The following is a 12,444-nucleotide window of genomic DNA, read 5'->3' as shown; positions in this document are numbered from 1 at the left end:
TCAGCCGGCGTCGGTCATCTCCTGAGGCACGGCGATGATGTCGAGCATGGCGCCGGAACGCAGGACGGTGATCGGGAAGGGTGCGCCGATGGCATCGGCGAACAGCAGCTTCTGCAGGCTTTCGGCACTGGCGACGGGCCGGCCGCCGGCACTGAGCACCAGGTCGCCCGGCCTCAGGCCGGCGTTGTCGGCAGGGGAGTCGTCGATGACTTCGACCACGCGCAGCGCCCGCCGCTGCCCGGTGCGCAGCGCATCCGGATCGGACAGCGGTACCGGCGTGCTGACCAGCCCGAGGTAGGCCCGCCGCACGCGCCCGTCGGTCAGCAGCGCCGAAATGATGCGCCGCGTGGTGGTGTTGATCGGTACCGCCAGCCCGAGGCCGAATCCGGCCACGGCGGTGTTGATGCCGACGATCCGGCCGTGCGCATCGGCCAGGGCGCCGCCCGAACTGCCCGGGTTCAGCGCCGCATCGGTCTGGATGACGTCCTCGATCACACGCCGGTTCCGCCCCGCAGAGGTGGGAATGGAGCGTCCGAGCCCGCTGACGACGCCGGCGGTCACCGAACCGGCCAGGCCGAGGGGATTGCCGACCGCGATCACCAGCTGTCCCACCCGCAGCGTTTCGGCATTCCCCAGTGCCGCCGGCGCCGGTGTCGGCATCCTCCCCCGGAGGACGGCCAGATCCGAAAGCGGATCGGCGCCGACGATGTCGATTTCCATCCGGGTGCCGTCGGCGAAGGCCGCGCGGCCGGCGGTGGCGCCGTCGACCACATGCGCATTGGTTAGCAGGTACCCGTCCTCGGTGAAGACCACGGCGGAGCCGCCGCCGACCCGCACCTGGCCGTTGCGGCGCGTGGCGGCCATTTCAATGGCAGCCACATGGGGGGTGACGGTTTCGGCGACCCGGATCACCGTCTGTGAGTAGGCATCCAGCGGGTCTTCGGAATCCCGCGGAAAGGCGGCCTGCGCGCCGGGTAGGACATCCACCGCACACCTCCTGGACTGGGCGGTTGTCTATGTACAACCGGGCGGCGTGCACTGCTAATCCGGCACCGGCTACGCCGTGAGTGAACCTCGGCGGCGCTGCCACCTTCCGTCCGGCGGACAGCGGGCAGATAATCGGGGGACAACACCCCGGCCAATACTGGAAGGACGCCCCAAATGTCGGTTTACTCCCTTGGAATCTGGTTGGTGAAGCCCGGTCACGAAGATGACTTCGTGAAGGCCTGGCAGGAACTGGCCCGGCGGACCGAGGAGGCATTCCCCGGCCGCAAGGCCGTGCTGATGCACGATCGCGATGTTCACAACCGGTTCATCAGTACCGGGCCCTGGGAATCGGTCGAACAGATCGAGCAGTGGCGGGCCTCGCAGGCCTTCACCGAGACTCTTGCGCCAATCAAGGACATGATCGAACGCTTCGAGCCGCACACGTTGGACGAGGCGGTGGTGCTCGGCGGGGGGTTCGGCGGTTAATACGGGACGGGCCCCGGCAGCCGCCGTCAGTCCGGCTACTCCTGGCCGAGCTGTCCTGCGGCGCGGCAGATCACGGCTTCAAGCTGATCCACGACTTCCGTGCGGGAGCGTCCGGCCGCGATGATGTGGAAGTCCTTGAATTCCCCAAGGGCCCGGTACCCGGTATCGAAGGCCCGCAGGAATTCCAGGGATTCCACGTCCGCTCCGCGGTCCCGGACCCGCCGGAAGGCCTGTTCCGGGGAAATCGCGAAGAACACCACGAGATCCGGCTTCGGGAACAGGGCATGGAGGACGCCGGCCAGCCCGCGTCCACGCAGTCCGCGGCTCTTGCGCAGGGCCAGCTGGCAGTAGAACGAACGGTCCAGGATGACCGGAGCATCCCGCCCCTTCCACGGCAGGCATGCCCTGAGCATCGCGGCGGCGCGGACCAAGGTCTCGACCAGGTCCAGGCCCTTCACGCCCAGGATGCGCCCTGTGCTGGTGCCGAACCGGCGGGCCCAGTTGTCCAGGGTCTTCCGCCCGCCGGGCACGCCGCAGACCACCGCCCGTTTGCCGCGGCTTTCCAGCCTGCGGTGCAGGTCATCCGCGGCCGTAGACTTGCCGGCGCCGTCGATCCCCGCCAGTGCGACACGGATGCTCCTTTTCCGGCGCTGTCCAGGCATCCCGTCCCTTCCCGGTTCCGGCATTGACTCCTCCAGTTTCCCATCCACCCAGGCAGGGTGCGGACCCTACCGCGGCGCCGCCGGATCCGCCTGTCCCGGTGAACTGGTTGCGGGCCGCACGATCCCCGGCAGGCGTCTCCACCAGCGGCGCGCCGCTCCCATCAAGTACATGGACAGCGCCCAGTACGCCGCCCCCGCGGCCAGCGATGCGGCCACCGCGAGCGCGGGGCTGACCGGGGCAAGCCCGGGGTAGACCAGCCAATGCGTCAGGTAGGCGTACAGTGACGAGCCGGCCAGCAGTCCCAGGAGGTGGTGCAGGCCTGCGGGCACCGGAACGGCGGGCAGCCATATGAGCAGGAGGATTCCCGCGAGGATGGTCGCGTCCCGGTGCGGATCACCGAAGAAGCCCGGGACGGTCAGGGCCGCGATGACCGACAGGGCGCACCGCTGGGACAGCTTGCGTGCCCGTGCGACCGCCCAGCCCAGGGCGAAGAGCCACAGCACCGGCGCAGGGTTCGGCACCGGAAGGTCCACCACCTCGAAGCGGCTCAGCAGTCCGGCGGCGGTCAGGACGAGGGGGAAGGCGAGCGGAAAACGCCGCTCGGCACGGTCCGCCCACGGAACGGCGAGCAGGGCCGCCATCGCGACGAGCACGTAGACGAGCACCTCGACGAACCAGAAGTCCCACTGCGTCGTCCACGTCTCCGGCCCCAGGAAGGCATTGAGCAGCACGATGTTGGCCAGGCTGTATCTGTCCGTGAGCAGGTAGGCCGTGGCGATGAAGGCCACGCTGGGCACGATTATTCTTCCAAGGCTGCGCAGCTGGCGCCGCAGGCGGGGGAGCCGTTCCCCGCCGAGCTGGAAACGCGCGAAGTTGTACCCGGCCACCGCCATCAGCACATGCGCCATGCCCGGCCAGTGGAAGAGGTGCGCATGCGTGCCGATGATGAAGACGATCGCCACGGCCCTGAGCACGATGCTGGTCTCCAGCATGGAAAAGAACCGCCCTGCGCGCCGGCTGGCCCGCTGACGGGCCAGCTCACGCACGGGCCTAAGGTGCCAGTCCGGTGGAAGGCTGCCGAGGGCCTTTTCCAGCCGGACGGAGGTTGCAACGTAGGACAGCGAGTCCCCGCCCAGCGAGACGAACGTGTCCTCGTCCCCGACGTCGGCATGCTCGAGCTGCTCGGCGAAGATCTCCCGGACATCACCGGGTCCTTCCGCCGGGGTATTCCGGGGCGCCGCCGGCTCCGGTTGCGGTGCGGCAAGGGCGAGGATGGCGGGGTAGTCGGGCTTGCCGTTGGCCAGGCGGGGGAGGCGTTCGACGGCGTATACCTCCAGGGCCGCCCGGGGCAGCCCCAGGTCCTGGGCGAGCAGCTTGCCCAGCAGGCGCGCGTCGTGGTCCCCCTCGACGGCGACGACGAGGCCTTGGTCCGACCCGGCACTGGCCCCCGGCACGCCAAGCTCGGCGAGGATCCGCTCGACCTGCCCGAGGTCGATGCGCAGACCGGCGATCTTGACGAACCGGCTGCGCCGCCCCACCACCTCGTACAGGCCGTTGGGGTGCCGGCGGGCGAGGTCCCCGGTGCGCAGCTCCTCGATGGTACGGCCGGCCGCAAGGTCATCGGGGCTCCCGGCGTAGCCGAGCATAACGTTCGGGCCCGAATAGATGAGTTCGCCGTCGTCGAGCCCGGGCACCGGATCGATGCGGAAAGCGCCGCCGGGCACCGGGATCCCGATGACCCCCGGATGGGCCGCGGCCAGCTGCGGAGGCAGGTAGGCCATCCGGGCCGTAGCCTCGGTCTGGCCGTACATCACGAAGAGGTCCCAGCCGCGCCGGCGGCCCAGCTCGGCATAGCGGCGCACCGTGTCGGGGCCGAGCCGGCCGCCGGCCTGCGTCAGGTAACGCAGGTTCGGCAACTCCATCCCGGCAAACCCGGCCCTGTCGAGGAGCTCGAAGGTGTACGGCACGGCCGCGAACGTTGTCGCACCGCGGCTGCGGAACAGGTCCCAGAAGCACGGGTCGACGACGGACAGGTCGGTGAGCACCAGGCCCGCTCCGCGCAGCAGGTGGCTGTTGATCACCGACAGTCCGTAGCAGTAGTGCATCGGCAGCGTCGTCGCGGCGCGATCGCCGGCTCCGATGCCCAGGTACTCGGCAATGGCCTCGGCGTTGGACTGCAGGTTCTCCTGCGAGAGCCGCACCAGCTTGGGAGAACCGGTCGAGCCGGACGTACTCAGCAGAAGCGCCAGTTCGGGGTGCAGTTCGTGGCGCGTGCCGTGCCGCCGTTCCTCCAGCACCGGTTCCCCGCCGCCCGACCGCATAATGAGGTCGGGGTCGTAAGCCGCCACCAGCCGCTCCAGTGCCGCCGGTTTGTCCGCCGGAACGAGGATGAGCGGGTGGCCGCCGGCCAGGGCTGCCAGGTAGGCGACAAGCGAGTCCAGGTCGTTGGCGGCCGCAAGCGCCAGGAGGCGCCGGACCGGGCCCAGCCTGCCGGCGACGGCGGCGACGCGAGCGGCCAGCTCCCGGTAGGTCAGCATTCGGTCGGCCGTGAGGATGGCGGGGTTGTCGCCGTAACTGGCAAGATCCGCGACGAAGGATACCTGCAAGGGGTCTAGCTGGATGGTCACTGTGGAAGGATAGAAGGAAAGGCTTACCTAAGTCCAAAAGTATTAAGCGGGGTTTCCCGCTGCCCGCAGCGGGCCGTCCGGCTCGTCCGATGCCTCCCGCGGACAATCGTTCCGGTCCTACTTGAAGTCTGGGGCGCCTGCCCATAGCGTGTCCCTAGGCGGCGGGAACGGTGTGCACATTCGGGGACACGCGAAGCAGGCCACGGAGGAACAACAGCATGGCAACCGGCATCGTTAAATGGTTCAACGCCGAAAAGGGCTTCGGTTTCATCGCACCCGACGACGGAGGACCCGACGTGTTCGCCCACTTCTCGGCCATCGTCGGCGGCGGCTACAAGTCGCTGGAAGAAAGCCAGCGGGTCGAGTTCGAAATCGTCCAGGGCCAGAAGGGCCCACAGGCTGCGAACATCCGGCCCCTGTAGGACCTCCAGGGGTTCTCCCCGGACCTGCCGGAGAGCGGCGGCGCCGCGGATGGGGCGGAGCCGGTCTTGACCGGGGTGGGGCGGTAGTGCTCCCTGCAGGCCCGCCCCGGCCGGGATCCGAAGCCGGGAGAGATCCCGGCAGCCCGGGCGTCCTCGGGTTGTGTCCAGCTTTCGGTCTCGCGGCATGCTGTTCCGCGGAGCAGGGCGGCGGTGCTGCATTTAGCCGGCCGGCGTCCTTCCCGTCCGTGGACGGCGGGAATACTATGCTCTCGTGTCGCAAGGAACCAGCCTCGCTGATGCGGCTGCTCCGGCACTGACGCCGGTCTCCCGTCCGTCGTGCGGTCAGCGCCGGTCCACGCCGGACGCCGTGCATTGGGAGTCCTGAAATCCCCGGTCCCACAAAGGTCCGGAACCTGCCAGTCCAACCACAGGAGTTAGAGCCATGAGTGATTTGCTGAGATGGTCACCGTTCGAGCGCCGTTCGCCCTTTGAACTGATGGAACCGTTCCGCCGCCTGTTCGAAGGCGAATCGGAGAAATCCATGATCCGGGTCGAGGAGGAGGTCAAGGACGATGTCCTGACCGTGCGCGCCGAGCTGCCAGGCATCGATCCGGAGAAGGACGTGGATGTTTCGGTCTCCGAGGGGCAACTGCACATCCGCGCCGAACGGCGTGAGAAGACCGAGCAGAAGGACAAGGGCAGCTACCGCTCGGAGTTCCGCTACGGTTCCTTCTTCCGCAGCGTGCCCCTTCCCAAGGGGGTCAAGGACGAGGACATCAAGGCCACGTACAAGGACGGGGTCCTCGAGGTCACGGCGCCCGTCCCGCAGGCTGCCGTCGAAACCTCGCCGCAGAAGATCCAGATCACCCGCGGCTGATTTCCGTTTTTCCGTCGGGTCCGGTCCCGCCTATGTCCGTCCGCCGCGGCTTGGCGGGCCGGGCCCTTGCCTGTTCGGTTCGACGTCATGGCTCCCGCATGGGCAACAGCGGCTGAGACCGGGCACGCACCCCGGCAAGACGCCGCGCTCCGGCCGGCACCGGCGCCGGCCGGAGCCGGCCCAAGGGCCATCGTCCCGTTCCGACTGCCTCCGGCATCGATCCCGCCGGCATACTGGAGCGTTGCCCTGCCGGGGAAGGGCAAGGAGGTCCTTGTCCATCCACGGTGGCATTGACGCTGTCAGCTCATTCCTCTGCCTGCTCAAAGTTCGAACGGCCCGGATCCTTGCTTTTGCGGCCTCCCTGGCTTCAGGATCGTTCAGGCCCTCGGCTTGTTCCCGGAACCTGTCTGGGCAGACCCGGAACCTGTTGGTCCTCATCGATGACCTGGAGGGGCGGGCATGGCCGCGGCCGCCGCGAACCAGGATGTGCCAAGTCTGACCGGCCCGACTGAGGAAAACAGCGCCCAATGTTGGGCACGGCAATCCCAAGTTGGGGGATGGGCATGCCATAGCGACAAGGCAGGAAAGCATGCCGGGGCCTGACCGGCCCCCGGCAAATCCGGGAGACAGGACATCGGGAATCAGGCAGTGTGTTGTGTTCTGGCTGTGGCTGCCTGCGCGTACGGCTCTTGGACTGCCAACGGAGGCTCCTGGCCGGCGGGCAGATTCAAGCCATTGCCGCCGCAGCCACGGCATCCAACCGGCAGGCCCCACCGGGCATAGTATGGGCAGTAGGCGTACTGGTTTTCCTGACGCCCTAGCCTGATCGCACATGAATGATGGTGAGCACCTGTGACATTCCTGCTGGATCGCGGGGAAGATCCATGGGTTATTTACTGGCAGGGGGACTTTTACTACTGCCATGAACACAACGATTCGACAATCCTGGTCAACAGATCCGGGACGCTTCAGGGGATCAAGGACAATCCGGTCATCGTTTGGATGAACGGCGATGCCGCGCGCGAACTTTGGGCACCGGAGCTGCACCGGATAGACGGGCGCTGGTACATCTACTACGCCGAAGGCCCGGGAGCGGACCACCGGATGCACGTCCTGCAGGGTCAGGGGCCGGATCCGCAAGGCGCCTACCGCTACCGGGGCCGGATGAACACCGGGGACAGCTTCGCCATTGACGGCACCCCGTTTGAATGGCGGGGCCGATGGTATTTTGTCTGGTCCGGCAGCGAGAAGGGACATGCCACTCAGAAGCTGTTCATTGACCGCATGGAGACCCCCTGGCTGCTTGCAGGCAATCCGGTATGTATCTCCGCCCCGATGTTTGACTGGGAAAAGCACGGCATGCCGGCGTGGCCGGACATCAACGAAGCTCCGCAGGCGCTGCGGCACCCCACGGCCGAGAGGATGTTCATTGTCTACTCCGCCAGCCACAGCGTCACCGATGACTACTGCCTGGGCAGGCTGGACCTGACGGGCCCGGACCCGATGGATCCGGGCGCCTGGCGGAAGAATCCGTACCCGGTCTTCAGCAAGTACGTTGATGACCGCATCTACGGGCCAGGTCATGCCTCATTCGTTGACACCCCGGACGGCCGTAGCTGGATTATCTACCATTGTTCCCCGATCAGCGGCGGCGGCTGGGACAGCAGGCAGCTGCGCGCCCAGCCGTTCTACTGGCGCACCGATGGCACGCCGGACTTCGGACATCCCGGACAGAGCAGGCCGCAGATCACCCCGGACGCTGCCCCTGACGGTCCCGGTGCCCCGAAGGCTGCAGATCCTGGCGGCCAAGGAAGCGGGACCGAACCCGCCGAAGTGCACTGAGGGCGAGAGCGCCGAACCCGCGCGGGCGTCCACTGGTCTTCTCGCGCCGACGGCGACCTCGATGCTCGTGGTGCCGGCGGTGAACCGGACGGCGGTGCCTTCGACACGCGGGCCCGCGGGCCGGGCCCCGGGAAGCCTGCCAAGGCCTTGCCATCGCGGTCAGGCTGCGGGGGCGATTGCGGCGAGCGCCAGCAGCGCCGTGACCAGGCCCAGCATCTGGTCCACCGAGGCCTGCTGCGACTTGGCGAACTCGGTCGGATCGCTGATCGTGACGTTCGGGTAGTCCGCCAGCGCGGCTTCCATGCTCTCCTGGAGCCTGTCGGCTGCCACCCCCGGTGCGGCCTTGACCATGACGGCCGCGTCCATGCGGGAGGGGACGTTGCCGGCATAATCGGCCAGCGTCAGCAGGTAGCCGCTCCGACCAGCGCATCGCGCTCGAAGACTGCGGCCACCTGGTAGCTGCGCTCGCCGACTTCAGGATCAGGTCGGATTCGTTGCCGCCGTTGAGCAGGTCGGTGACCGACGCCTTGGTGGAGGAAGCCACAAGGGAGACTGCGCAGACCATGGCCAGGCCGATGGTCAGGGCCATGGCGGTAGCGGCTTCCCGCTGCGGCGCGCGCGAGATGTTGCGGGGCCAGGCTCCATCCGCCCCGAGGTGGGCTCATGGTTTTTACACGTCGCGGCGCTTGATGGCCGCCAGCGCGATGATCAGGGGAACGACGGCCCAGACCGCCATGACGAGCCCGCCCTGAAGCTGGGTGAGGGAACCGTCGGCGATCCGGGTGGCGGTCAGCTGGGCGCCGGCGTTGGAGGGCAGGTACTTCGAGATGTTGGCGAAGAGTTCGCCGGGGATCATGCTCAGGGCCATCGGAACGACCAGCAGCAGCGCGGACAGGGTCACGATGCTTCCGGCGCTGTTGCGCAACAGGGTTCCGAGCGCGAGCCCCATGAGTGCGACCAGGCTCAGGTAAAGGCCCGTGCACAGGATGCTGCCGAGCACGGCGGAATCCAGCACGAATCCCATGCCGTCGGGGCCGAGTACCGGTTGGACGGCGAAGTAGGTGGCGAACGCCGAGACGGTGCCGGCAACGTATGACACCAGGGCAATGACTGCGGCTTTGGCCAGCACGGCGGGGATCCGCCGCGGCACGGTGATCATCGTAGAGCGGATCATCCCGGTGCCGTATTCCGCGGAGATGAGCAGGATGGCCAGGGACCCCAGGACCAGCTGGCCGAAGGCCAGCCCTCCGGTAATCGTCCCGTGCAGATCCTGTTCGCCCACGGGCTGTCCCTCGCCGGCAGCCAGGGTGGCGCCCCAGGCGGCCAGCATCCCGAGGCCAGCCATGGCGGCGGCGGTGCAGGCCAGCAGGATGACCGTGGACCGGAGGCTGCGCAGCTTGATCCATTCCGAATGGAGGACGCGGCCAAAGGTGACACCGGAGCCGGCGGCGTGTACGTCTGCATGGGTGCTGCTGATTGCGGTCATGATGTTCGCTTGCCTTCCCCGGCGGGAACCGCGGAGCGGTACTCGACCTCGTTTTTGGTCAGGTCCATGTACGCCTCTTCCAGGGAGGCCTTCTGCGGGATGAGTTCATAGATCAGCACTTGGTGCGCGAGCGCCGTGCGCGCGATGCTCAGGTTGTCGAGCCCGGAAACTTCCACGAGACCGGACGGGTCGATCTCCACGCTTACGCCTTCGGCTGCCACCAGCGCGGCCAGGTCGTGCGGGCGGTCACAGCGGACATGGACGCACCGTTTCGTACCTGTCTCCAGGACGTCCTTCATGGGTGCGTCGGCGATGATTCGTCCACGGCCGATCACGATGAGGTGGTCGGCGGTCTGGGACATCTCGCTCATCAAGTGCGAGGACAGGAAGACGGTCCTGTTTTCGGCGGCCAGCCGTCGGGCCAGGTGGCGGACCCACAAGACCCCTTCCGGGTCCAGGCCGTTGATGGGCTCGTCGAGGATGACGGTCTGCGGGTCGCCCAGCAGGGCCGCCGCGATCCCGAGGCGCTGTCCCATGCCCAGGGAGAAGCCGCCGACGCGCTTCTTCGCCACGGCGCCGAGGCCGGTCATCTCGATGACGTCCCGGACCCTGCCGGCCGGGATCCCGTGGGTGGCGGCCAGGGCGAGCAGGTGGCTATAGGCACTGCGGCTGGTGTGAACGGCTTTCGCGTCCAACAGCGCCCCCACCTCGCGCAGCGGCGACCGGTGCGCGGCGTAGGGTTTGCCGTTGACGGTCACGGTGCCGCCGGTGGGGGCGTCCAGCCCCAGGACCATGCGCATGGTGGTCGATTTGCCGGCGCCATTCGGGCCGAGGAAGCCGGTAACCCGGCCGGGGTGGACGCTGAAGGAAATGCCGTCGACGGCAGTTTTGGCGCCGTAACTCTTGGTCAGGTTCCGTGCCTCAATCATGTTGCTGTCCTTTCAAATAGGTGCCGCGCCGAAAAGCCGCCGGCGTGGCATAGGTGCCGGGGCGCAGGGGAGACTCAGGGGAGGCTGCTATGGACCGGCCATGCCCTGACCTCTCCGGCATATTCATGGTCGTTCGGGGCCTGCCACCGGCGCACCGGTAAAATTGTCGGGTTTGCCGGGCGGTCCGGCCCTGATGAAGGCAGTCCCAACCAGACCCGGTAAGTGTGAAGGCGACGATGGAAACTCCGAGGCCGGCGGCGAAAGGGCCGCGTCTCTGATAGCCGGCTTCTCCGCTTCTCCCGCCGGCATAACGCGGGTCAGCAGGCGGGGCTCACGACGCCCGGACGGTGAAGGGGGCCGTGATGACGCGGCCGTCGGCGAGGCGGAACTGGCCCCACAGCCGGTACAGGCCCGGAATGTCGAAGTGGGCGTGCACGTCCAGCTCCGGACCGAACCGCTGTCCGGGAAGAGCGAACACCGGGTTGCCGGCATCGTCCTCGACGTCGGCGTGCTCATGGGCGAAGCTGCCATCCTCGCCCATGATGACCACGTGGCCGGCGGCGGCGAGATACGGCTGCAGGTCATCGAGCGGGCGTCCGGTGGCCGCGTCCACCAGCGAGAACGTCAGGTCGTTGGTTTGTCCGGCGCGGACCGCGCCATCCAGGCTGACCCGCACGCCGCCGACGACCTGCGGGTCCGTTTCCTCGGCCAGCACCGCCGGGGCCGGCGCAGTACCGCCAATATGGATCTTTTGGACGTCGTGGATGTCGCCCATGGCTCCCTGCCGGCGGAACTCGGTGTTGATCTCGTAGCTGCCGGGGGTCGGGAAGACCAGGTCGACGGCGAGCCGGCCGGGCTCGCCGGTCGGTTCGGGGTGGACGTGGGCGAAGGTGCCGAGGTCCGCCCGGGTGGCAATCAGGTGCATCCATACCTCGTGGCTACGGCCCAGGTCCTCTACTGCGGCCCCGGTTTCCGCGTCGGTGAGGCTGACCAGCACGCGCACGGGCTCGCCCGGCCGGGCCGTGGCGGGGATTTCCAGCTGGACCTTCACGCCGGCGTTCCCGCTGCCGACCGGGTCGATGTCGGCGGTCATCATGGTGCTCATGGACGGGCGCATGGGCATGCCGGTGGACTGGGCCCAGGCCAGCACGCCGTTCATGCCGCGCTGGGCGGCGTCCGAACGGCTCAGCACGGTGAAGGCCGTCCCCAGTACCAAGGCCAGCGCACCGACGCCGGCCAGGTAGGCGTATTGGCCGAGCCGGGCGCGCAGCGGCGGGTGCAGGATTTCCTGCGCGCCGGCCGGGCGGCGGAAGCCGCGCAGGCGCAGCGCGTTGGTGATGACACTGACCGAGCTCATCGCCATGGCTGCGGAGGCCAGGATGGGATCGAGCAGGATTCCGCCGGCAAAGTACAGGGCCCCGGCCGCGACCGGGATCAGCAGCGCGTTGTAGGCGAAGGCCCAGAACAGGCCCTGTTTGATCGTGGCCACGGTCCGCCGGGACAGGGCGATGGCGGACACGATGCCATGCAGGTCGCCGCCGATCAGGGTGATGTCCGAGGCGGCAATGGCGATGTCGGTGCCGGTGCCGATGGCGATGCCCAGGTCCGCCTTCGCCAGCGCCGGGGCGTCGTTGATGCCGTCGCCGACCATCGCTACGACATGTCCCTGGCGCTGAAGTGAGCTAATCCGGTCGGCCTTCTGACCCGGCATCACCTCGGCCATCACATGCTCGATGCCCACGGCGCGTGCGACGGCGGCCGCGGTGGCCTCGTTGTCCCCGGTGAGCATCCACACCTGGGCGCCCAGGGCCTTGAGCTGGGCGACCGATTCGGCCCCTTCCGGGCGGACGGTGTCCGCCACGGTGGCCAGCGCCGCGGCCGTGCCGTCGACGGCGATGAACAGGGCGGTCTGTCCGTCCGCCGTGGCGGACGCGGCGGACGCTTCGAGCGCCGCGGTGTCCACGCCGGCCGAGGCCATCATCGCCCGGTTGCCGATCACCGCCAGCCGGCCGGCGGCGGTTGCTTCGATCCCTTGCCCGGGGGACGGCGCCGAAGTGCTGTACGGCGGGCAGGTCCAGGCCGCGCTCGCGGGCGGCGGCAACGATGGCCGCGCCGGCGGGATGCT

11 protein-coding genes are annotated in these 12,444 nt (G+C 68.3%); 4 read left to right on the top strand and 7 right to left on the bottom strand.

Features of this window, described 5'->3' with window-relative positions:
* The gene (locus ACFQ36_RS06495; RefSeq protein ID WP_377011805.1) at positions 1-987 is read right to left on the bottom strand and encodes a S1C family serine protease; all 987 of its coding nucleotides are present in this window, start codon (positions 985-987) and stop codon (positions 1-3) included.
* Between the two features lie 174 nt (positions 988-1,161).
* Here ACFQ36_RS06495 and ACFQ36_RS06490 point away from each other — a divergent pair, with 174 nt between their 5' ends.
* Positions 1,162-1,473: an antibiotic biosynthesis monooxygenase family protein gene (locus ACFQ36_RS06490; RefSeq protein WP_377011803.1), complete on the top strand. Its 312-nt coding sequence runs from the start codon at positions 1,162-1,164 to the stop codon at positions 1,471-1,473.
* Between the two features lie 35 nt (positions 1,474-1,508).
* Here the strand turns inward: ACFQ36_RS06490 and ACFQ36_RS06485 are convergent, their stop codons facing one another.
* Together ACFQ36_RS06485 and ACFQ36_RS06480 are read right to left on the bottom strand one after the other, a co-directional pair.
* Positions 1,509-2,135 carry a dTMP kinase gene (locus tag ACFQ36_RS06485; RefSeq protein ID WP_377011801.1) on the bottom strand — a complete coding sequence of 209 codons (627 nt, stop codon included), beginning with the start codon at positions 2,133-2,135 and terminating at the stop codon, positions 1,509-1,511.
* A 66-nt stretch (positions 2,136-2,201) separates the two neighbouring features.
* The gene (locus ACFQ36_RS06480) at positions 2,202-4,763 is read right to left on the bottom strand and encodes an AMP-binding protein (protein WP_377011799.1); all 2,562 of its coding nucleotides are present in this window, start codon (positions 4,761-4,763) and stop codon (positions 2,202-2,204) included.
* Between the two features lie 218 nt (positions 4,764-4,981).
* Between ACFQ36_RS06480 and ACFQ36_RS06475 the strand changes: the two genes are divergently transcribed.
* The 3 genes from ACFQ36_RS06475 to ACFQ36_RS06465 all read left to right on the top strand — a co-directional run bounded on the left by ACFQ36_RS06475 (position 4,982) and on the right by ACFQ36_RS06465 (position 7,904).
* Entirely contained in the window at positions 4,982-5,185 is a 204-nt protein-coding gene (locus tag ACFQ36_RS06475) for a cold-shock protein (RefSeq protein ID WP_377011798.1), read from the top strand.
* Between the two features lie 442 nt (positions 5,186-5,627).
* Entirely contained in the window at positions 5,628-6,062 is a 435-nt protein-coding gene (locus ACFQ36_RS06470) for an Hsp20/alpha crystallin family protein (protein WP_377011796.1), read from the top strand.
* An 852-nt stretch (positions 6,063-6,914) separates the two neighbouring features.
* Positions 6,915-7,904, top strand: a complete 990-nt coding sequence (locus ACFQ36_RS06465) for a family 43 glycosylhydrolase (RefSeq protein ID WP_377011794.1) — start codon at positions 6,915-6,917, stop codon at positions 7,902-7,904.
* 159 nt (positions 7,905-8,063) lie between these two features.
* Here the strand turns inward: ACFQ36_RS06465 and ACFQ36_RS06460 are convergent, their stop codons facing one another.
* From ACFQ36_RS06460 to ACFQ36_RS06445, 4 genes are all read right to left on the bottom strand, one after another.
* The gene (locus ACFQ36_RS06460) at positions 8,064-8,270 is read right to left on the bottom strand and encodes a hypothetical protein (protein WP_377011792.1); all 207 of its coding nucleotides are present in this window, start codon (positions 8,268-8,270) and stop codon (positions 8,064-8,066) included.
* 304 nt (positions 8,271-8,574) lie between these two features.
* Positions 8,575-9,390, bottom strand: coding sequence for an ABC transporter permease (locus ACFQ36_RS06455; RefSeq protein ID WP_377011790.1), 816 nt, complete (start codon positions 9,388-9,390; stop codon positions 8,575-8,577).
* On the bottom strand, positions 9,387-10,319 hold the full coding sequence (locus ACFQ36_RS06450; protein ID WP_377011788.1) for an ABC transporter ATP-binding protein: 933 nt from the start codon (positions 10,317-10,319) through the stop codon (positions 9,387-9,389). The genes ACFQ36_RS06455 and ACFQ36_RS06450 overlap by 4 nt, the downstream gene beginning before the upstream one ends.
* Positions 10,320-10,650: 331 nt before the next feature.
* Positions 10,651-12,444: HAD-IC family P-type ATPase (locus ACFQ36_RS06445; protein ID WP_377011787.1), on the bottom strand; the 1,794-nt coding region annotated here is incomplete at its 5' end.

Source organism: Arthrobacter sp. GCM10027362 (assembly GCF_042679445.1).
Taxonomy (GTDB): Bacteria; Actinomycetota; Actinomycetes; order Actinomycetales; family Micrococcaceae; genus Crystallibacter.
Note: the sequence above shows the minus strand (reverse complement) of the source record. Positions and strands in the feature narration are given on the sequence as shown.

Bases quoted from the DNA above. Each gene is read 5' to 3' on its own strand.
- ACFQ36_RS06490 (WP_377011803.1), top strand. From the start codon at position 1,162: ATGTCGGTTTACTCCCTTGGAATCTGGTTGGTGAAGCCCGGTCACGAA.
- ACFQ36_RS06460 (WP_377011792.1), bottom strand. From the start codon at position 8,270: ATGGACGCGGCCGTCATGGTCAAGGCCGCACCGGGGGTGGCAGCCGAC.
- ACFQ36_RS06450 (WP_377011788.1), bottom strand. From the start codon at position 10,319: ATGATTGAGGCACGGAACCTGACCAAGAGTTACGGCGCCAAAACTGCC.
- ACFQ36_RS06470 (WP_377011796.1), top strand. From the start codon at position 5,628: ATGAGTGATTTGCTGAGATGGTCACCGTTCGAGCGCCGTTCGCCCTTT.
- ACFQ36_RS06475 (WP_377011798.1), top strand. From the start codon at position 4,982: ATGGCAACCGGCATCGTTAAATGGTTCAACGCCGAAAAGGGCTTCGGT.
- ACFQ36_RS06455 (WP_377011790.1), bottom strand. From the start codon at position 9,390: ATGACCGCAATCAGCAGCACCCATGCAGACGTACACGCCGCCGGCTCC.
- ACFQ36_RS06485 (WP_377011801.1), bottom strand. From the start codon at position 2,135: ATGCCTGGACAGCGCCGGAAAAGGAGCATCCGTGTCGCACTGGCGGGG.